This window comes from uncultured Pseudacidovorax sp. (genome assembly GCF_913773995.1).
In the GTDB taxonomy this organism is placed as follows: Bacteria; Pseudomonadota; Gammaproteobacteria; order Burkholderiales; family Burkholderiaceae_C; genus Xenophilus.
Genome location: NZ_CAJYES010000055.1, coordinates 1 through 19,270, shown reverse-complemented (window position 1 = coordinate 19,270; position 19,270 = coordinate 1). Strand labels below are relative to the sequence as shown.

At 70.0% G+C, this 19,270-nt stretch carries 18 protein-coding genes; all 18 read right to left on the bottom strand.

The features are described from left to right. Window positions 1-312: AMP-binding protein (locus QZ772_RS05000; protein ID WP_295523635.1), on the bottom strand; the 312-nt coding region annotated here is incomplete at its 3' end. After that, on the bottom strand, window positions 299-1,036 hold the full coding sequence (locus QZ772_RS04995) for an ABC transporter ATP-binding protein (protein ID WP_295523633.1): 738 nt from the start codon (window positions 1,034-1,036) through the stop codon (window positions 299-301). The genes QZ772_RS05000 and QZ772_RS04995, both read right to left, overlap by 14 nt. A 62-nt stretch (window positions 1,037-1,098) precedes the next feature. After that, complete coding sequence (locus QZ772_RS04990) at window positions 1,099-2,886, bottom strand: branched-chain amino acid ABC transporter ATP-binding protein/permease (protein WP_295523631.1); 1,788 nt, start codon at window positions 2,884-2,886, stop codon at window positions 1,099-1,101. Then, a complete protein-coding gene (locus QZ772_RS04985) occupies window positions 2,883-3,938 on the bottom strand; it encodes a branched-chain amino acid ABC transporter permease (protein ID WP_295523629.1) in 1,056 nt (351 codons plus the stop codon). Before QZ772_RS04985 ends, QZ772_RS04990 begins: the two co-directional genes overlap by 4 nt. A 64-nt stretch (window positions 3,939-4,002) precedes the next feature. Further along, on the bottom strand, window positions 4,003-5,172 hold the full coding sequence (locus QZ772_RS04980; RefSeq protein ID WP_295523627.1) for an ABC transporter substrate-binding protein: 1,170 nt from the start codon (window positions 5,170-5,172) through the stop codon (window positions 4,003-4,005). 39 nt (window positions 5,173-5,211) lie between these two features. Next, window positions 5,212-5,883, bottom strand: coding sequence for an aromatic-ring-hydroxylating dioxygenase subunit beta (locus tag QZ772_RS04975; RefSeq protein ID WP_366510536.1), 672 nt, complete (start codon window positions 5,881-5,883; stop codon window positions 5,212-5,214). Then, the gene (locus QZ772_RS04970) at window positions 5,880-7,196 is read right to left on the bottom strand and encodes an aromatic ring-hydroxylating dioxygenase subunit alpha (protein ID WP_295523625.1); all 1,317 of its coding nucleotides are present in this window, start codon (window positions 7,194-7,196) and stop codon (window positions 5,880-5,882) included. The genes QZ772_RS04975 and QZ772_RS04970 overlap by 4 nt, the downstream gene beginning before the upstream one ends. Before the next feature lie 39 nt (window positions 7,197-7,235). Next, complete coding sequence (locus QZ772_RS04965; RefSeq protein ID WP_295523623.1) at window positions 7,236-8,387, bottom strand: ABC transporter substrate-binding protein; 1,152 nt, start codon at window positions 8,385-8,387, stop codon at window positions 7,236-7,238. A gap of 125 nt (window positions 8,388-8,512) precedes the next feature. After that, a complete protein-coding gene (locus QZ772_RS04960) occupies window positions 8,513-9,679 on the bottom strand; it encodes an ABC transporter substrate-binding protein (protein ID WP_295523639.1) in 1,167 nt (388 codons plus the stop codon). Window positions 9,680-9,896: 217 nt separating this feature from the next. Next, complete coding sequence (locus QZ772_RS04955; RefSeq protein ID WP_295523621.1) at window positions 9,897-10,634, bottom strand: SDR family oxidoreductase; 738 nt, start codon at window positions 10,632-10,634, stop codon at window positions 9,897-9,899. Beyond that, window positions 10,631-11,452 (bottom strand): cyclase family protein, encoded by an 822-nt coding sequence (locus QZ772_RS04950; RefSeq protein WP_295523619.1) that lies wholly within the window; start codon window positions 11,450-11,452, stop codon window positions 10,631-10,633. Before QZ772_RS04950 ends, QZ772_RS04955 begins: the two co-directional genes overlap by 4 nt. 22 nt (window positions 11,453-11,474) lie before the next feature. Beyond that, window positions 11,475-12,728, bottom strand: coding sequence for an SDR family NAD(P)-dependent oxidoreductase (locus QZ772_RS04945; protein WP_295523617.1), 1,254 nt, complete (start codon window positions 12,726-12,728; stop codon window positions 11,475-11,477). 31 nt (window positions 12,729-12,759) lie between these two features. Continuing rightward, window positions 12,760-13,935 (bottom strand): thiolase family protein, encoded by a 1,176-nt coding sequence (locus QZ772_RS04940; protein ID WP_295523615.1) that lies wholly within the window; start codon window positions 13,933-13,935, stop codon window positions 12,760-12,762. Next, on the bottom strand, window positions 13,935-15,563 hold the full coding sequence (locus QZ772_RS04935; protein ID WP_295523613.1) for an AMP-binding protein: 1,629 nt from the start codon (window positions 15,561-15,563) through the stop codon (window positions 13,935-13,937). Before QZ772_RS04935 ends, QZ772_RS04940 begins: the two co-directional genes overlap by 1 nt. Window positions 15,564-15,576: 13 nt before the next feature. Beyond that, complete coding sequence (locus QZ772_RS04930; RefSeq protein WP_295523637.1) at window positions 15,577-16,074, bottom strand: aromatic-ring-hydroxylating dioxygenase subunit beta; 498 nt, start codon at window positions 16,072-16,074, stop codon at window positions 15,577-15,579. 2 nt (window positions 16,075-16,076) lie between these two features. Then, entirely contained in the window at window positions 16,077-17,396 is a 1,320-nt protein-coding gene (locus tag QZ772_RS04925) for an aromatic ring-hydroxylating dioxygenase subunit alpha (protein ID WP_295523611.1), read from the bottom strand. Window positions 17,397-17,423: 27 nt separating this feature from the next. Beyond that, window positions 17,424-18,428 carry a PDR/VanB family oxidoreductase gene (locus QZ772_RS04920; protein ID WP_295523609.1) on the bottom strand — a complete coding sequence of 335 codons (1,005 nt, stop codon included), beginning with the start codon at window positions 18,426-18,428 and terminating at the stop codon, window positions 17,424-17,426. Window positions 18,429-18,440: 12 nt separating this feature from the next. Beyond that, window positions 18,441-19,270: DUF6537 domain-containing protein (locus QZ772_RS04915; RefSeq protein WP_366510535.1), on the bottom strand; the 830-nt coding region annotated here is incomplete at its 5' end.

The following is a 19,270-nucleotide window of genomic DNA, read 5'->3' as shown; positions in this document are numbered from 1 at the left end:
GATCTGCGGCCCCATCGATGCGGTATTGATGGGCACCGCCACCGCACCGGCCCAGCCACAGCCGAGAAAGGCCTCCAGGAACTCCGGCCGGTTGCCCGCGAGGATGGCGACCCGGTCGCCACGTTCGATGCCGGTTGCCCGTAAAGCGCCCGCCCGGGCCGCGGCGCGGTGCGGCACGTCGTCATGCCGCCAGCGCTGGCCGCCGATGCGCACTGCCGACGCATCGCCGAAACGCGTGGGCTGTCGCCGCAGCATCTGCGGCAGCGTGCGCTGCGCCACCGGCAGCAGGGCGTCCGTTTCAGTCGTCGTCATGGGTGCCGCCGCCCAGGTAGGTCGCGCGCACGCGCTCGTCGTCGGCCAGGGCCGCCGAGTCGCCGGACAGCGCCACCTCGCCCGTCTCCAGCACGTAGCCGAAGTCCGAGCTTTCCAGCGCGGCGCGGGCGTTCTGTTCCACCAGCAGGATCGAGACGCCGTCCTCGCGCAGCTGCCGCACGATGGACAGGATCTCCTGCACGATGAGCGGCGCCAGCCCCAGGCTGGGCTCGTCGAGCATCAGCAGGCGCGGCGCGGACATGAGTGCGCGGCCCACGGCCAGCATCTGCCGCTCGCCACCCGAGAGCGTGTCGGCCCGCTGCCCGCGACGCTCGGCCAGGCGCGGAAAGCGCGCATACACGCCGTCGAGCCGCTGCCGCAGCGCGTCGGAACGCAGGCGGCGCGAATAGGCGCCCAGGCGCAGGTTGTCCAGCACGGTGAGTTCGCCGAAAAGCTCGCGCTTCTCCGGCACCAGGCACAGGCCGCGCTCGACGCGCGATTCGACGTCGAGCCCGGCCAGGTCCTCGCCCTCGAAGCGGATCGTGCCGCGCGACGGCAGCAGGCCCATGGCCGCCGCCAGCAACGTGGTCTTGCCCGCGCCGTTGGGCCCGATGACCGAGATGATCTGCCCTGGCTGCAAGGCCAGCGAGACACCGCGCACCGCCTCGACCTGGCCGTAGCCCACGTGCAGGTCGGCGATCTCCAGCATGGAGGTGGCGCTCATCGCTGCGACACCTCCGGCTTCGCCTGCGGTGCGAGCGCCTCTCGGAACGGCCGTGCGGGCGCTCATACCGTACTCCCCAGGTAGGCCGCCTGCACGCGCTCGTCGGCGCGCACCGCGGCGGGCACGCCCTCGACCAGTTTGGAGCCGAAGTTCATGACCACCAGTCGGTCCACCAGCTTCATCACGAAGTCCATGTCATGTTCCACGATCAGGATGGTCACGCCCTCGTCACGCAGCTTGCGCAGCAGGTCGCCCAGGGCCATCTTCTCCTTGCGGCGCAGGCCGGCGGCGGGTTCGTCCAGCACCAGCAGCACCGGGTCGGCCGCCAGAGCGCGGGCAATCTCCAGGATGCGCTGGGTACCCAGGGGGAGCGCGCCAGCCATCTCGTGGGCGCGGTCGCCCAGGCCGATGCGGTCCAGCTGGCGCTGGGCCTCCTGCAGGATCTGGCGCTCCTCCTGCCGGTCCAGCCGCAGGCCGGCACGCAGCACGCCAGCCCCGGCTCGGGCATGGGCGCCCAGGGCCACGTTGTCCAGCAAGCTCATGTGCGGGCGCAGCTTGACATGCTGGAAGGTGCGCGCCAGGCCCAGCCGAGCCACGTCGCGTTGCTGCATCTTGCTGATGTCCTGGCCCAGGAACTGCACCCGGCCCGAGGTCATCTGCGCGGTGCGCGTGAGCAGGTTGAACATGGTCGACTTGCCGGCGCCGTTGGGGCCGATCAGGCCCACGATCTCGCCGGCCTGCACGTCGAAGCTCACGTCGTTGACCGCCACCAGCCCGCCGAAGCGCTTGACCGCACCCTGCACCGACAGCAGCGGCGTGCCGCGCGCCGGCATGGCGCGCTGCGCCAGGGGCGGCACCGGTGCGGCCAGTTCGGGCACGGCGACGGGCGCGCGTGCACCGCGGCGCAGACGCCAGCGGCGCACATAGCCCATCACGCCGCCGCGCGCGAAGTGCAGCAGCGCGATGAACAGGGCCGCGAAGGTCACGGCCTCCAGCTGGCCGGCCCATTGGGTGACCAGCGGCAGCACGTCCTGCAGCACGTTCTTGAGCACCAGCACCAGGCCCGCGCCCACCAGCGCGCCGGCCAGGCTGCCCAGGCCGCCCGCCAGAGCCATCAGCAGGTATTCGATGCTGGCCCGGACGTCGAAGGGCGAAGGGCTGACGAAGCGGTTCATGTGCGCATAGAGCCAGCCCGCCAGCCCCGCGAACAGTGCGGCCGTGACGAAGAGCGTGAGCTTGACGCGGTAGGCATCGGCCCCCACGCTCGCCAGCAACGTCGCGCCGCCGCGCAGGCCGCGGATGGCACGACCGGGCCGCGAATTGAGCAGGTTGTGGCTGAACAGGCAGGCCAGGCCCACGATGGCCCAGATCAGGTAGTAGATGGAGCGCGGGTCCGACAGCGCCCAGCTACCGATGCGAAGCGGCGGAATGTTCGACAGGCCCGTGTGCCGCCCCAGCCCGTCCACATTGCCGAAGAGCAGCGCAATCGACAGCCCCCACGCGATGGTGGACAGCGGCAGGAAGTGCCCGCCCAGCCGAAGCGTGAGCGCGCCGATGGCCAGGGCCGACAGTCCGGTGAGCAGCAACGCGAAGGGCAGCCCCAGCCAGGGCGACAGGCCCTGCGCCGTGGTCAGCCAGGCGGTCGAATAGGCCGCGATGCCTACGAAGGCTGCCTGCCCGAAGGAGGTGGCACCGCCCACGCCGGTGAGCAGCACCAGCCCCAGCGCCACCAGGGCGCCGATGCCGATGTCGTTGAGCAGCGAGACGGTGAAGCTGCCGGCCACCGCCGGCACCACGGCCAGCAGGGCGACCACCGCCGCGATGAGGAATGCGGAAGTGCCGCGCTTCATTGGTCGATCTCCTCGGCTTCTTCCTCGTGGTGGCGCGCCATGTACGAGCGCGCCATCAGCACCGGGATCAGCAGGCTGAACACGATCACGTCCTTGAGCGCCCCGCTCCAGAAGGAGGCGAAGCTCTCGATGATGCCCACGGCCAGCGCGCCGATGGCCGTCACCGGGTAGCTCACCAGCCCGCCGATGATGGCCGCCACGAAGGCCTTGAGGCCGATGATGAAGCCCGAGTCGTAATACATGGTGGTGACCGGCGCGATCAGCACGCCGATCAGCCCCGCCAGCAGCGAAGCACAGCCATAGGCCAGCAGCGCCGTGCGCGCCGGCCGGATGCCCACCAGCCGCGCGCCCGTGCGGTTGACCGCCGTGGCCCGCAGCGCCTTGCCGGTCACAGTGCGCTCGAACACCAGGAAGAACAGGCCGCTGAGCACGATGGCCGCGCTCACCATCAGCACCACCTGGCCGCTAACGGTGAAGCCGTCGCCCAGCGTCAGCGAGGCCGACGTCAGCGCGCTGGTGCGCGAGCCCTCCGGCCCGAAGAACAGCAGGCCCAGGCCCGACAGCAGGAAGTGCAGCGCCAGCGACACGATCAGCAGCACCAGCCCCGAGGCATCGGCGATGGGCTGGAACACCACCCGCGCCAGCAGCGGTGCCACCGGCACCACCAGCAGCACCGAGGCCACGATCTGCAGTGCCACCGGCACGCCGGCGCGTGCCGCGGCCCAGGCGATGGCGCAGGGCACGAGCGGCAGCACGCCCCACAGCAGCAGCGCCTTCGGGATGTGCCGCGCCTCGCCCTTGCGCAGCAGGCTGCCCACCTCGGTGAGCAGCGCCAGTGCGGCCAGGAAAATCACCATGCCGATGGTGGGCGGCAGCTTGCCGGTCTCGAAGGCCGCCAGCGTCAGCGCGGCGAAGGCCGCGATGTCGCCGAAGGGCACGAACACCACCCGCGTGACCGAGAAGATCAGCACCAGGCCGAGCCCGGCCAGCAGGTAGATGGCGCCGTTGGCCAAGCCGTCGATGCCCAGGATGAGGGCGACGTCCCAGGTCATGGTCGGGGGGTCCTTTGCGTCGTCGTGGGGGTCGTGTGCATGCCTTGCGCTCCCTGTGCCGATATCAGGGCGCCAGCTTCCACTGGCCCTTGTCGAGCGTGACGATCACGCGCGCGCGCTCGTCCACGCCGTACAGGTCGCCGGGCTTGAAGTTGTAGACGCCGTGCGTGCCCACCACCTCGCGGGTGCTGAAGATGGCATCGCGCAGGGCGGCGCGGAACTCGGGCGTGCCGGGCTCGCCCTTGCCGGCCGCCAGCACGCGCTGGGCGGCGTCGGCGAACACCAGCCAGCCGTCGAAGGAATAGGCCGAGAAGGCATCGCTGGTGGGCGCGTTGTTGACCTTCTGGTAGATGTCTCGGAAGGCCAGGCCCATCTTGCGGGTCGGATGGTCGGCCGGCAGCTGCTCGGCCACGATGACGGGGCCGGTGGGCATCAACGCGCCCTGCCCCGCCGCGCCGACCACGCGCACGAAGTCGGGGTTGATCAGGCCGTGCTGGCCGTAGACCTTGCCCTTGAAGCCGCGGTCGGCCAGGGCCAAGAAGGGCAAGGCGCCCGGCGTGCCGGCGCCACCGGTCATCACCGCGTCGGGCCGCATGGCCAGCAGCTTGAGCACCTGGCCGGTGACCGACTGGTCGGATCGTGCATAGCGTTCGTTGCCAAGTACCTGAATGCCGGCTTCCTTGGCCGCCTGGTTGAGGGCGGTGAACACCAGGTCGCCCCAGGCGTCCGAGAAGCCGATGTAGCCCACGGTGCGCACGCCGTCCTTCTTCATGCGCTGTACCACCGCGTCGATCATCAGCTGCGTGGGCTGGGCCACCGTCATCACCCAGGCGTTGTCGGCCGGGTTCAGCAGGATGGGCGTGAGGCCGATCATGGGCACCTTGGCATCGCGGCCCACCTGCGCCATGGCGATGGCGGCGGGCACGCCCGAGGTGCCCATCAGCACGTCGACCTTGTCCTCTTCCACCAGCTTGCGGGCATTGCGGCCGGCGGTGGTGGGGTCGGAGCCGTCGTCCAGCACGATGAGCTGCACCTTGCGCCCGGCGATCTCGCCCTTGTAGGCCAGCGCGGCCTGCATGCCCTTGGCATAGGGCACACCCAGCGAGGAATTCGGGCCGGAGAGCGACACGCTCAGGCCGACCTTGAGGTCGGCCGCCTGGGCGGCGATTGCGGCCGCGGCCAGGGCACCGGCAGCCAGCGCACCGCGGCCGAGGGACATCAGCTTCTTCTTCATGGAGGAACTCCTGGTTGGGAGAGGCAGGGACGGAGGGGACTAGACGAACAACTGGATGGCCGGCAACGGCTGGCCCGCATCGAGCAGGTTGACCCGCTTCTCGCGGATCAGCCAGCCCAGCGGCCCGCCGGGAACGAGGGTATGGACGCAGTGGCCGGCCAGCAGCACCTGCTGCGGGCCGCGCGACTCGACGTAGAGGAAGGCGGTGCGCAGGCGCACCGTGTCGCCGCCATCTGCTGCGGCGGGCAGCCGCCGGGGGGCCTGCAGCACATGCTGGCAGCGGCTGGCCGGATGCTGGGAGTGGGCGCGCGGGCTGTGCAGGCGCTTGACGCGCAGCTCGAGCAGCAGGCGGTCTTCCAGCGCCAGCGCGTTGTGGGTTCCGGCATCGACCTGCGCTGCGCCCTGCAACGGGATCCAGTAGCGGCCGTCGGGCGCGAAGAGCGCGAGCCAGCCGTCCCAGCGCCGGTCGTCGAGCAGTTCGGCTTCGTGGAGGATGAAGTCTTCGGGCGTCAGATGGCCTGCATAGGCCTGACCCGCCCCGCCCCCACCCCCAGACCGTTCGGGCTGAGCCTGTCGAAGCCGGGGCGCGAGCTCTGCCTGCGCGCCGTCCTGCCCTTCGACAAGCTCAGGGCGAACGGGGTTGGGCGTCTCAGGGCGAACGGAGTTGGGCGACCCGGGGCCGACGCGGTTGGCGTTGGGATCGGGATTCATGCGCCCTCCCCCATCCATTTCGCCCACGCACGGAACTGGTTGCGCATCAGGCGCTCGTCGGTGCCGCTGGTCTCTTCCACCACGTCGCTGCGCTCGCCCTCGGCAAAGCCGCGGTGCAGGCTGACCCATTCGTTGCCCTCGCCGCGCAGGCCCTGCTGCATGCTCTCGAACAGGTGCACGTCGTCGTGCGCCACCACCGACATCGGCGAAAAGACCAGCCGGTTGTAGTTCATCGAGCGCTGCAGCAGCAGATCGGGCGCACCCTCGGCGCGGAAGCTCCAGGCCTCCACCAGCGTGCGGTCCGCCGCCAACGGGCGGATCACGCGGATGGCCTGCGGCGAGCCCTTGACCGACAGGCTGGGAAAGAGCACCGCGTTCTGCGGCGAGCGCTGCAGCACCTCGTTGGCGCGCTCATCACCCAGGGCGCCGCGCAGCGCGTCCTCATAGTCCTGCAGCTGCGCGTAGCTGGAATGGATGCTGAAGCGCGTGCCCAGCACGCTGTGGCCGTTGGGGTACACCCGCCCGCCCATGCGGTCGAAGAAGTCGTAGCCCGAGCCGAAGGGCAGGATCTGCTCCATGGCCATGGGCTTCGGCGCATCGGCCGGCTGGTTCTTCCACAGTGCGTTGGCCGCCTGCGTGGCCGACTCGTGGGTGGACATGGGATGCACCGTGTCGTTGATGTTCTCCAGGTACATCTTCCAGTTGCAGTGGATGACGTTGCGCAGCACGCCGCCCGCCACCGTCAGCCGGCGTTCGGGCGAGCGATCGACCATGTTGTCGATCACCTGCAGGATGTCGCCGAAGTAGTCCTCGAAGCCCGGGCCCTGCTTCGCCAGGCGCACGAAGACGAAATCGCGGTACACGGCGACGCCTGCCACGGGCTGCAGGCCCTGGCCCGATTCGCACTGCGCCAGACCCGTGCCCTCGTAGCCCGCCTTCAGTGGCAGGGCCAGCGGCGCGCCGTCGAGCTTGTAGGTCCAGGCGTGATAGGGGCAGCGGAAGAAGCGGCCGGTGTTGCCGTGTTCCTCGGTCACCAGCTGCGCGCCCTTGTGGGCGCAGCGGTTGTAGAAGACGCCCACGCCGCCATCGGCCTGCCGCACCATCAGGAGCGGCCGGCCCGCGACCTCGCGCGTGCAGTAGTCGCCCGACGCGGGCACCTCGCTCGCATGGCCGGCGAACTGCCAGGTGCGGGCGAAGAAGCGCTCCTGCTCCAGCGCGAAGAGCTCCTGGCTCAGGTACAGGTCGCGGTGAACGCGCCGGTCCTGCACCAGGGCCTGGATCGCGGCGGGGTCATCGCGGTAGCGGGTGTTCATCGCGGGACGGGGGTGATGCGGGTTGTGTCGATCGGGCCCTCAGGGCACCAGCTTCCACTGGCCCTTTTCCATCCGCACGATCACCACCGCGCGCTTGTCCGAGCCGTAGCGGCTGTCGGGCGTGAAGTTGTAGATGCCGTGCGTGCCCACCAGCTCGCGGGTGGCGACGATGGCGTCCTTGAGCGACTGGCGGTAGGCCGGCGTGCCGGGCTCGCCCTTGGCGCGCGCCGCGGCATTGGCCAGCAGCAGGTAGGCGTCGTAGGTGTACGACGAGAAGGCATCGACCGGCGGCGCGCCATTGGCCTTCTGGTAGGCGGCACGGAAGTCCATCGACACCTTGCGGATCGGGTTGTCGGCCGGCAACTGCTCGGCCACCAGCACCGGGCCGCTGGGCACTTCCAGGCCCTCGATGGACTTGCCGCCCACGCGCACGAAGTCGGCATTGATCAGGCCGTGCGTGCCGTAGATGCGCCCCTTGTAGTTGCGCTCGGCAAGCGCCAGGTAGGGCAGCGCGCCGGGCGTGCCCGAGTTGCCGGCGAACACCGCGTCGGGCCGCTGCGCCACGATCTTGAGAACCTGGCCCGCCACCGAGCTGTCGGCGCGCGCATAGCGCTCGTTGGCCACCACCTTGATGCCGGCCTCGCCCGCACTCTTGACCAGCGAGTCGTAGGCCAGGTCACCCAGCGCGTCGGAAAAGCCGATGAAGGCCACCGTCTTGACGCCCGCCGCCTTCATCTTCTCAACCACCGCGGCGACCATCAACTCGAAGGGCTGCGACACCGACACCGTCCAGCCGTTCTCCGCGCCCGGCAACGACACCGGCGTCGGCGAGATCAGCGGCACGTTGAGCTCGCGCGCCACGGCGGCGATGGCCATGGCGCCCGGCACGCCGGAGGTGCCGATGAGCACGTCCACCTTGTCCTCGGTGGCCAGCTTGCGGGCATTGCGGCCGGCGGTGGTGGGGTCGGAGGCATCGTCCAGCACGATCAGCTCGACCTTGCGGCCGCCGATGGTGGGCATCTGCGCATGGGCGGCGCGGATGCCCTTCTCGTACGGGATGCCCAGCGCCGACACCGGGCCGGAGAGCGAGCTGATGACGCCCACCTTGAGGTCGGCCGCGAAGGCGCCGACGGCGAAGGCCGAGGCAGCCAGCAGGGCGAGGGGACGAAGCACACGAGAACGAGAGGCCATTGAGCGGGACTCCAGGAAAGGAAAGGGAGGGAAAGCGGGAGGAGGCTGCCGGAGCCATCGGCCGCCGGCGTCTGGTCAGTGGCGTGCGCCGGCGGCCGCCCGCATGGCGGCCCGATGGAAGCGGCTCAGGGCACCAGCTTCCACTGGCCCTTCTCGAGCCGCACGACCACGCGCGAGCGCTCGTCCGAGCCATAGCGGTCGTTGGGCGTGAAGTTGTAGACGCTGTGGGTGCCGGCCAGCTCCTTCGTGCTGGTGATGGCATCGCGCAGGGCCACGCGGAACTGCGGCGTGCCTGGCTCGGCCTTCGCCGAAGCGCGCTTGGCAGCGTCCAGGAAGATCAGCCAGGCATCGAAGCTGTAGGCCGAGAAGGCGTCGGTGGGCGCGGCGCCGTTGGCCTTCTGGTAGGCGGCGCGGAAGTCCATCGACACCTTGCGGATGGGGTTGTCGGCCGGCAGCTGCTCGGCCACGATCACCGGGCCGGTGGGCGCCAGCAGGCCTTCCACCGAGGCTCCGCCCACACGCACGAAGTCGGGATTGATCAGCGCGTGCATGCCGTAGATCTGGCCCTTGTAGCCACGCTCGGCCAGCGCCAGATAGGGCAAGGCACCGGGCGTTCCCGAGGTGCCGGTGAGCACCGCGTCGGGCCGCAGCGCGACGATCTTGAGCACCTGGCCCGTCACCGACGAATCGGCCCGCGCATAGCGTTCGTTGGAGACCACCTTGATGCCTGCAGGCTCGGCGCTCTTCTGCAGCGCGTCGTACACCAGGTCGCCCCAGGCGTCGGAGAAGCCGATGTAGCCCACCGTCTTGACGCCGGACTTCTTCATGCGATCGACCACGGCGCTGACCATCAGCGGCGCGGGCTGCGGCAGCGTGACCATCCAGGCCCCCTCCTCGCCCGGCAGGTTGGCATTGGCGATGGAGATGAGCGGCGTCTTGGTCTCGCGTGCCACGGCGGCGATGGCCAGCGCGCCGGGCGAGCCGGCCGTGCCGATGATGACGTCGACCTTGTCCTCGTCGATCAGCTTGCGCGCATTGCGCGCCGCGGTGCTCGGGTCAGACGCATCGTCCAGCTGGATGACCTGCACCTTCTTGCCGTCGATGTCGCCCTTGAAGGCCTGTGCCGCGGCCATGCCCTTCTGGTAGGGAATGCCCAGCGACGAGACCGGGCCCGACAGCGAGGTGATGAAGCCGACCTTGTAGTCGGCGGCCAGTGCTGCCGGGGTCGCGGCCCCCAGCAGCGTGGCGCAGGCCAGGGCAGCCAGGCTGCGCAGGGGACGTAGTGACTTCATCATCTTCATCGCGAACTCCATCTGATTCGGTGGCAACACGGTGGAACAACGCCGGTGTCGACGGGCCGCCTCTTCCACACTCCTGCGGCTGTCGCACTGGCACATGACTTATCAATTATTTAGTCTTAAACAATCCTAGCGAGCACATCCAGGCGTTGCAAGGGGACTGTCCTCATGGTGGAAAGCCGGGCCGCAGCGTGGTGCGTCGATGCACGACCTAGAGCGTCAGGCTCCCCACGCTGGTGCCTCCGCACACGTAGAGCACCTGTCCGGTCACGAAACTGTTGGCCGGCTCCACGAAGAAACGCACGGCCCGTGCCACATCGGCGGCCTCGCCCAAGCGCTTGACGGGCACGCTGGCCGCAAGCGCCCGTTCCTTCTCACTGCCGGCGTCGACCACGTCGTAGAACATGTCGGTGCGGATGGGCCCGGGCGCCACCACGTTGACGGTGATGCCCTCGCCGCCCAGCTCCAGCGCCCAGGTGCGCGCCATGCCCAGCATGCCGGCCTTGGTGGCCGAGTAGCTGGTGCGCGTGGCCAGGCCGAGTGCGGCGCGTGAAGACAGCAGCACCACGCGGCCGAAGCCGACGGCGCGCATGGCCGGCAGCGCGGCCTGTACCAGCTGCACAGCGCAGCCCAGGTGCAGGTCCACCAGCGCATCCAGGTCGGTCAGCTGCACCTGCGGCAGCAAAGCGGCGCGGATCACGCCCGCGTTGTGCACGACCGTGGTCACGGGCCAGCGCGATGCCACTTCGCCCGCGGCCTGGGCCGTAGCGGCGCGGTCGCTCAGGTCCACCTCCACGCTGTGCAGCCGCGCATGATCGATGTCGGCGGGCCGTCGCGCCAGGCTCACGACCTCCCAGCCGCCCTCCAGCAGGTCCTGGCAGATGGCCTTGCCGATGCCGGCGCTGCCGCCGGTGACGACGGCGACGCCGCGGTCCTGCACCGCGCTCATGCCGACCCCACCAGCGCCAGCACGCGCAGCGGGCTGCCGCTGCCCTTCTCGATCTTCAGCGGCGGGCAGATCAGCACCGCGCCGGCGGGCGGCAGCAGGTCCAGGTTGCACAGGCACTGCAGGCCGTAGCGGCCGGCCCCGTGCATGTAGTAGTGGCAGGGGTACGGCGGGCGCAGGTGGTAGCCCTGGCCGGCATCGGTGCCGATGGCCTCGGAGCCGAAGCCCAGCACGTCGCGCTCTTCCACCAGGAAGCGCACCGCGGCCGTGCTGGGGCCGGGCGTGTGCTGGCCGGTCTCGTCGAAGTTCTGGTACTCGGCCGGGTCAGTGCGCTTGGACCAGTCGGTGCGCATCAGCACCCACGCGCCCTTGGGGATGCGGCCGTGCGCGGCCTCCCATTCGGCGATGTCGTCGAGCGTGAGCAGGTAGTCCGGATCGTCCTTGACCTGCGGCGAGCAGTCGATGACGCAGGCCGGCGCCACGAAGTTCTGTACGGGGATGGTGTCCACCGCGTTGTTGGGCAGGTCGCGGCCCGAGATCCAGTGGATCGGCGCATCGAAGTGCGTGCCCGTGTGCTCGCCGCAGGAGAAGTTGTTCCAGTACCAGCCGGGGCCGCGCTCGTCGTAGCGCGACACCTCCTCGATGCGGAAGGGCCAGCACTGGCCCATCTCGGGCGGCAGCGCGATCTGCGGGAAGTCGGGCGTCAGCGTCTGCGTCAGGTCGACCACGCGGATGCGGCCGGTGGCCAGGGCGCTCACCAGGCCGGCCAGGGCGTCGAGGCCGGTGGGCGCGGCAGCGGTTGTCAGGGTTGCGTTGCTCATGGGTGTCTCCTTGCCGGTGGCCTCAGCCGCCATTCGTTGCCAGCTCGCGTTCGAGCACCTTGGGGTTGTCGCGCCACCGCTGCAGCCATTCCTGCGCCACGTCGCCCGGGTAGACGTCCTCCACGCCGTCGCGCAGCGCCTTCACGATGGCACTGGCCAGCGCGTCGGGGCCGAGCTTCGGCGGCGGCATGTGCTGGTTCCATTCGTCGTCGATGGGGCCCGGGAAGACGTTGATGACGCGGATGCCGGCCGGCCGCATCTCGGCGCGCAGGCACTGCGCCAGCGAATGGGCCGCGGCCTTGCTGGCGCTGAAGGTGCCGTGCGGCGGAAAGTTCGACAGCGCATAGATCGACAGCAGGTTGACCCAGGCCGTGGCCCCGGTCGCACCGTCGGCCGAGCGGCCCTTAAGCGCCGGGCCGAGCTCCTGCGCCAGCCGCAGCAGGCCGAAGTAGTTGATGTCCATCTCCAGCTTCGCCACGTCGGTGCCGCGCCGCGCGCCGATGCCGAAGGTGCGGTGCACTTCCGCGTTGTTGATGACGATGTCCACCTTGCCGCCGATCTCGCCGGCCAGCTCGGTGACGGCGCGGCCGTTGGTCAGGTCCAGCGGCACCAGCGTCACCTGGGGCAGCGCGCTGATGTCCTCCAGGCCGCCCAGCTGCTTCCAGGGCTCGGCATGGCCCACCCACACGATGTCGGCGCCGGCCTTGACCAGGGCGCGCACCAGGGCCTGGCCGGTGGGCGTCTTGCCATCCGTCACCAGCACCTTGCGGAACTTGGGGTCGCTGGTCATCTCGCGCAGCATCGGGTCGTCGGCCATGTATGTGCTTCCTTCGAAAGGGAATCCGATCAGTACCGCCTGTCCGGCGCGGTCGAGCCGGGCACCCACGCGCACGCGCTGCGGTGCCTCACCTACCTCGCCATGCAGGTGGACCATGAGGGAGGGGCCGCTGTCGAGCTTGACCATGCCCAGTCGCCAGGGCAGGCGCTCGCGGAAGAACAGGTCGTTGCTGTGGTGCAGCGTGGTGGCGCTGAGCAACTCGCCCTCGCCGCTCTGGGGCCGCCAGCGCAGATCGGTGGAGAGGCACTTCTTGCAGGCGCCGCGCGGCGGGTACTGCACGGTGCCGCATTCCTCGCACACCTGCAGCTCGAAGCGGCCTTCGGCCGCGGCGGCGGTGATGCCCAGCGCCTCGCGCCCGCGCGCCCAGGGCGGCAGGTTCATCTGGCGGGTGCGCAGGACGGGGTTCTTGCGCTTGGGGCGCATGAGAGGCATGGTCATCGTGCGTCCCCCTTCGCAGCAGACAAGTGGTTCATTCCGGCCTCCCCAGGATCACAGCACCGGTGCACAGGCAGCGGTCGTAGGTCACCATGCCGAAGCCGGCCACCAGGCCCAGTTGCGCGTCGGGCACGGTGCGCGGCCCGGCCTGGCCGGTGAGCTGGCGCAGCGTCTCCGTCATGCCCAGGAAGCCGCCCGCGGCGCCCGCCTGGCCGGCCGAAAGCTGGCCACCGCTGGTGTTGTTGGGAAAGCTGCCGTCGTGCGTGAGCGTGTGCGACTGCACGAAGGCCGGACCCTCGCCCTTCTCGCAGAAGCCCAGGTCCTCGAAATGCATCATCACGATGACCGGGTAGTCGTCGTAGGTCTGGATGAAGTCGATGTCCTTCGGCTGCACGCCGGCCTGCGCATACAGGTCGTCGCGGTCGCGCGCCCAGCCGCCGCGCACCATGATCGGGTCGTCGGCGAAGGCGTTGTGGCGCTCGATGCTGCCGCGCACCGCCACGTACGGCAAACCCAGGTCGCGGGCCCGTTCGGCCGTCATCACCAGGAAGGCCTCGGCGCCGGCGCAGGGCATCACGCAGTCGAAGAGGTGCAGCGGATCGGAGATGGGCCGCGCCGCCATGTATTCATCGAGCGTCAGCGCCTTCTTGAACATGGCGTTGGGGTTGCCCAGCGCGTTCTGTCGCTGGGCCACGCAGATGCGGCCGAAATCCTCGCGCCTCGCACCGAACTGCCGCATGTAGTGGGCGGTGATCATCGCGAAGATGGAGTTCGGCCCGCCGGAGCCGTAGGGGTACGTGGCGTCGCGCGCGAAATTGCTGAAGGCGCCCAGCGTCTGACGGAAGGAGTCCACATGGTTGGTGTCGGCCGCCACGCAGGCCACCACCTCCGCGTCGCCGCACTGCACGGCGCGTGCGGCGCGGCGCAGGCACATGACGCCGGATGCACCGCCGGTGGGCACATGGTCCAGCCAGCGCGGCGACAGGCCCAGGTGCTGCGTCACGCCCACGGCCGTGTCGGGCGCCAGCGAGAAGCTGGACAGGCACAGGCCGTCGATGTCGTCCTTGGCGATGCCGCTGGCCTCCACCAGCGCGCGCACCGCCTTGCCCAGGAACCAGTGCGCGCCTTCGGTGGAATAGCGCTGGTAGGGCACGGTGACGGGCACGGCCACGGCCACGCCCTCGTAGTTGCTGCGTTGTCGCCGGCCCATCAGTCCTGCCTCTTCTTCATGGCGCGGGTGTCGAAACAGCCCTCGCTGCCGGGCAGCGCCTGCGCCATCTGCCGCAGCTCGCCGCGCTGGATCTTTTGCGAGGCCGTGAGCGGCAACGCATCGACGAAGGCCACGTGGCCCGGCGCCTTGTAGTAGGCCAGCTGGGCCAGGGCATGGCGCACGATGTCGGCGGCCAGCGCCTCGCCGGGCTCGGCCGCGGCGTCGGGGTCGATGACGATGCAGGCCAGCACCTCGTCGCCGCGCACCGCATCGGGCGTGGCGGCCACGGCCGACACCTTCACGGCCGGATGCTGGTTGAGCACGCTTTCCACCTCCACCGCCGAGATGTTTTCGCCGCTGCGGCGGATGACGTTCTTCTTGCGGTCCACGAAGTAGAGGTGGCCCGCCTCGTCGCGCCGCACCATGTCGCCGGTGTGGAACCAGCCGCCCTGCCAGGCTTCGTCGGTCGCCGTTTGGTCCTTCAGGTAGCCGCCGAAGAAATGGCGGCGCGGGTCGTCGCCGCTGGAACGCACCAGCAGTTCCCCAGGTGTGCCGGCGGGCACGTCCTGGCCTTCGTCATCGACCAGGCACACCTCGACGAAATCCTCGGGCCGGCCGAAGCAGCTGGTGCCCACGTGGCGCGGCTCGTGGTTGGCCATGATGCAGGCGGCGGCGCCGGTCTCGGTCATGGCCCAGGCCTCGACCAGCGGAAAGCCGAAGCGGGCCTCGAAGGGCGCATGGTTCTTGCGGTCCACGCCGGCCCCGAAGGCCCAACGGATCGCATGGTCGCGGTCGGCCGGCGTCTCGGCCGCGGCCAGCAGCATGGCCGGCATCACGCCCAGGTAGTGGACGATGGTGGCGCGGCTGTCGCGCGCGCTCTGCAGCCAACTGCGCGGATGGAAGCGATCCAGCTGCACCAGACAGCCGCCGGCCACCAGCACCACCATGGTCGAGAAGGCCATCGCGTTGACATGATTGAGCGGCAGCGGCGTCATCAGCCGCTCCTGGTCGCGGCGGAAGGCGCACACCCCATCGAGGCCCGCATACCACTCGCCCGCGCGCAGGAAGTAGGCATTGCTCAGCATGCAGCCCTTGGGCCGGCCGGTGGTGCCCGACGTGTAGAGCAGCGCGCATTCGGTGCCCAGGCCCACGACCTCGTTGGCGTGGGGCGCGGGCTCGGCGGGCGCGGGCACGTCGGCGGCGTCGGCCGCCATGGTGTTCAGCGTCCGGCCGGCCTGGGCCGCGGCGGCCTCCAGGTCCGCGGCGCGCTGCGGCAGCGTGACGGCCAGGCCGATCTCGCTGTGGCCGATCAGGTAGGCCAGCTCGGCCGAGCGCATCTCGGCATTGATGGGCACCACGCTCACGCCCAGCGCATTGAGCGCGAACCAGTGATACAGGAAGGCCGGCCGGTTCTCGAGCAGCAGGCCGACGCGGTGGCCATGGCTCCAGCCGGCCTGGGCATAGGCCAGACGCAGGCGCTCGACCTCGGCGGCCGCCTCGGCCCAGGCGGTGACGCCGGCCGGGATGCCGTAGACCTCCGCCGTGACCGGCTCGGTGTAGAGGAAGTCCGCGCGCGGCGTGCGCGCGGCGCTGGCGGTGAAGGCGTCGTGGATGGTGCGGTGGTCCATGCCGGGGTTCACTTCAGAGAAAGAGCTGCACCGCCGGCAGCGCGGCATCGCTGTTGATCAGGTCCACGCGCTTGAGCGTCATGCGCAGCGCGCCACCCTCCACGCTCAGGTGGTGCCAGGCCACGCCGGTCAGAAAGAGCATCTCGTCCGCCTGCGCCTCGCTGTAGTGGAACGGCGTGCGCAGCACGAAGCGGTTGGCCGCCTCGTCGCGCGACTCCACGCGGGGCAGCTGCAGCACATGCTGGCAGCGGCTGGGCGGCTGCTGCGAGAAGGCACGCGGGCTCTTGAAACGCTCGATGCGCAGGTCGCGCAGCAGCTTGTCCTCATAGAGGTGCGAGGTGTGGTTCAGCCCGTCGGGCTGGCCCGGCGTGAGCGGCACCCAGTAGATGGCGTCGTCGGTGAAGAGCGCATTCCATTCGTCGAAGCGCTTCTCGTCCAGCAGCCGGGCCTCGTGCATGACGAAGTCGATCAGCTGATCGCGGGTGACGGTGGCGGGCGTGAGGTCGGCCATGGTCATGCTCCCATCGTCATAGTCATGTGCTTGAGCCACGACCGGTACTGGTTGCGCATGGGCAGCTCGTTGGTGCCGTTGCTCGTCTCTTCGCGCTCGCGGCCTTCATGCTCATCGAAGTTGCGGTGCAGGCTGACCCAGTCGTTGCCGCTGGCATGCAGGCCGGCCTGGATGCCGCGGTAGGCCTGCAGGTCATCGTGGCCGACCACCGAGAAGGGCGAGTTGATGAGACGGCTGTAGGTGGTGGTGCGTTGCAGCAGCTCGTCCGGCGCGCCCTTCAGGCGGAAGGTCCAGCTCTCGACCAGCGTGCGGTCCACCGCGATGGGCCGTGCCACGCGGATGGCCTGGATCGCGCCCTTGATCGTGAGGTTGGGGTAGTACACGGTGTTGTGCCGCGCCATGCCCAGGATCTGCGCCGTGCGCTCGTCCCCGTAGCGGGCCTTCATCGCCTCTTCATAGCCCGGGATGCCCGAGTACTTGCTGTGGATGCTGAAATGCACGCCCGAGAAGCTGTGGCCGTTGTCGTACACCCGCACGCCCATGCCATCGAAGAACTGGTAGTCGGACATGAAGGGCACGAACTGCTCGATGGCCATGGGCTTGGGCGCATCGGCGGGCTGGCCGGCCCACATGGCCTTGGCGGTGCCGGCAGAGGATTCGTGCGCCACCATCGGATGCATGGTGTCGTTGAGGTTCTCGACGAACATCTTCCAGTTGCACTGGTGCATGAAGCGCAGGCAGCCGCCGGCCACCTCCAGCTCGCCCTCGGGCGAGCGGTCGGCCATGTTGTCGATGGAGGACAGCGAGTCGCCGAAGTACTCCTCGAAGTCCTGCCCCACGTCATTGAGCTTGACGAAGATGAAGCCGCGGTAGAGCCGCACGTGCCGCACCGGCACCAGGCCTTTCGAGGCATCGCAGTCCTTCAGGGCCGTTCCCTCGTAGCCATTCTTGAGCGGAATGGCCAGCGGCGCGCCGTCGGTCTTGAAGGTCCAGGCGTGGTAGGGGCAGCGGAAGAACTTGCCCGTGTTGCCGCAGGCGCCGTTGACCACGCGCGAGCCCTTGTGGGCGCAGCGGTTCATCAGCACCTTGACCGTGCCGTCGGTGTGGCGCACCACGATCAGTGGCCGGCCGGCGATGTCCACAGTGATGAAGTCACCCGGCTTGGGCACCTGGCTGTCGTGGCCGGCGTAGTTCCAGGTGTTGGCGAAGAAGTGTTCCTGCTCCAGCGCGAAGAGCTCGGGGCTGATGTACAGATCGCGGTGCACCTGTTGCGGCTGCACCAGGGCGCGGATGGCGTCGGGGTTGTCTCGGTAGCGTGTCATGGCATGCCTTCCTTGGAGTCGTGAGGCCTACAGGTCCAGCACCAGGCGCGGGCCCCTGGCGCGGGAGATGCAGATCTGCATCACCTGGCCGCCGTCCTTCTCGGCCTGCGAGAGCACATAGTCGCGATGGTCGATCTGGCCTTCGATCACCGGCACCGCGCAGACGCCGCATTCGCCGCGCTTGCAGTCGTAGAGCGGGTCGCAGCCGTGTTCGATCAGGCAGTCCAGCAGGGTTTGATCGGCCGGCACGGTGAAGCGCTGGCCCGATTGCGCCAGTTCGACCTCGAAGGGCTGATCGCCCGCCTCCACCACCGGCGCGCTGAACAGCTCGAAGTGCACGCGGCCCGGCGCCCAGCCGCGGGCCTGCGTGGCGGCCAGCACGGCGTCGAGCAGCGGCTTGGGGCCGCAGACGTACAGCGGCTCGTCGGCGGCCATGCCGTCCAGCAGCGTGCCGATGTCGAAGCCGGCTCCGCCCGCCTCGTCGTCCGCATGCAGGCGCAGACCGCGCCCCATCAGCGCCTGCAGCTCGTCGGCGAAGGCCAGCAGCGTGCGGCTGCGGCCGGCATAGTGCAGTGCGACGGGACGGCCCTCGGCACGGCAGCGTGCGGCCATGCTGGCCAGTGGCGTGATGCCGATGCCACCGGCGAGCAGCACGGCGCGGGCCGGGCTGTCATCCAGGGGAAAGTCGTTGCGCGGCGCCTGCACGGTGATCGCGTCGCCGGGCTGCAGGCCCTGGTGCATGAAGCGCGAGCCGCCGCGGCCGCCCTCCTCCCGCCGCACGGCGATGGTGTAGGCCGGGGGTGCGAAGCCCGGGGTACCGGCCACGCCTTCCAGGTCGATCAGCGAATAGTGCCGCCAGTCGGCCTGGCCGTCGGGCAGTTGCACCTGCACCTGGATGTGGGCGCCGGGCGTCCAGCCGGGCAAGGCGGCGCCCTCGGCATGCTCCAGCCGCAGCAGGCGGATAAGCGGATTGAGGGCGCGGGCCTCGGCCACGCGCAGCGGCAGGGTCGTGAGGGCGGGCGATGCGGTCATGCGCGCTCCGCGTCAGGCCGGCAGTGCCATGGCAGCGAACGGTGGCGCAGCCTGGCCGGTCGCCGTGTTCGTCGTCGCCGCATGCTGCGCAAGCGCAGCCTTGAGCGCATGGCCATGCTCGTCGGCCAGCGCGGCCTCGCGCCAGGCCCGCAGCGTGGCGGGGGCCAGCGCAGTGCCGGCCTGCCGCCATGCGGCGATCACGGTGTCGTAGTTGCGCACGCCGCGCTCGTGGGTGTCGCTGTAGCCCTTCACCAGCTTCTGGCAGCGGGCCAGTTCCGCCGCCAGCTCCGGCGATACAGCGGCCGCCTCGAGAATGCCCTGCAGCCATTGCGCGATGCGGCCGTTCTCCTGCGCATAGCGGATGGTGCTGCGGCGCCAGCGGCGGGCGAAGGCCACGGCCGACAGCAGCAGGAAGCCGTGCACCGCGCTGGTCTGCACCACGCGGCCCTTCTTCGTCATGCCCTCCACCAGCCGGCGCGGCGCGCCCGATCGCATGAGCCAGCGGCCGATGCCGCCGGGCAGCGTCTCGCAGATCTCGCGCAGGCCGGGGTGCATGTACTCGTTGATGGCGATGACCTGGTCGGCGTTGACGCCCGTCTCCTGCTTCACGCGGGCGAAGCGGCTGGAGCGGGTCTTGAGCTGGGCGACGCGCGCCGTGTCTTCGTAGCTCATCCACAGGGCCAGGTGGCGCGCCGTCTCGCAGGCCAGTGTGCGGGCTGCGTCGTCTGGCAGTTGGCAGACCTCGGCCATGCGGTCCAGGTAGAGCGCGGCATAGGCCACGTCCTGGTAGTCGACAAGGCGGCGCAGGCCTTCGAGCATCAGCGGCTGGGCCTGGACCGGGA

Excerpts from the sequence above, each read along its gene's own strand:
- QZ772_RS04925 (WP_295523611.1), bottom strand. The coding sequence starts at position 17,396 with ATGACACGCTACCGAGACAACCCCGACGCCATCCGCGCCCTGGTGCAG.
- QZ772_RS04945 (WP_295523617.1), bottom strand. The coding sequence starts at position 12,728 with ATGACCATGCCTCTCATGCGCCCCAAGCGCAAGAACCCCGTCCTGCGC.
- QZ772_RS04920 (WP_295523609.1), bottom strand. The coding sequence starts at position 18,428 with ATGACCGCATCGCCCGCCCTCACGACCCTGCCGCTGCGCGTGGCCGAG.
- QZ772_RS04965 (WP_295523623.1), bottom strand. The coding sequence starts at position 8,387 with ATGGCCTCTCGTTCTCGTGTGCTTCGTCCCCTCGCCCTGCTGGCTGCC.
- QZ772_RS04995 (WP_295523633.1), bottom strand. The coding sequence starts at position 1,036 with ATGAGCGCCACCTCCATGCTGGAGATCGCCGACCTGCACGTGGGCTAC.
- QZ772_RS04975 (WP_366510536.1), bottom strand. The coding sequence starts at position 5,883 with ATGAATCCCGATCCCAACGCCAACCGCGTCGGCCCCGGGTCGCCCAAC.
- QZ772_RS04980 (WP_295523627.1), bottom strand. The coding sequence starts at position 5,172 with ATGAAGAAGAAGCTGATGTCCCTCGGCCGCGGTGCGCTGGCTGCCGGT.
- QZ772_RS04960 (WP_295523639.1), bottom strand. The coding sequence starts at position 9,679 with ATGAAGTCACTACGTCCCCTGCGCAGCCTGGCTGCCCTGGCCTGCGCC.
- QZ772_RS04955 (WP_295523621.1), bottom strand. The coding sequence starts at position 10,634 with ATGAGCGCGGTGCAGGACCGCGGCGTCGCCGTCGTCACCGGCGGCAGC.
- QZ772_RS04940 (WP_295523615.1), bottom strand. The coding sequence starts at position 13,935 with ATGGGCCGGCGACAACGCAGCAACTACGAGGGCGTGGCCGTGGCCGTG.
- QZ772_RS04930 (WP_295523637.1), bottom strand. The coding sequence starts at position 16,074 with ATGGCCGACCTCACGCCCGCCACCGTCACCCGCGATCAGCTGATCGAC.
- QZ772_RS04985 (WP_295523629.1), bottom strand. The coding sequence starts at position 3,938 with ATGACCTGGGACGTCGCCCTCATCCTGGGCATCGACGGCTTGGCCAAC.
- QZ772_RS04990 (WP_295523631.1), bottom strand. The coding sequence starts at position 2,886 with ATGAAGCGCGGCACTTCCGCATTCCTCATCGCGGCGGTGGTCGCCCTG.
- QZ772_RS04935 (WP_295523613.1), bottom strand. The coding sequence starts at position 15,563 with ATGGACCACCGCACCATCCACGACGCCTTCACCGCCAGCGCCGCGCGC.
- QZ772_RS04950 (WP_295523619.1), bottom strand. The coding sequence starts at position 11,452 with ATGAGCAACGCAACCCTGACAACCGCTGCCGCGCCCACCGGCCTCGAC.
- QZ772_RS04970 (WP_295523625.1), bottom strand. The coding sequence starts at position 7,196 with ATGAACACCCGCTACCGCGATGACCCCGCCGCGATCCAGGCCCTGGTG.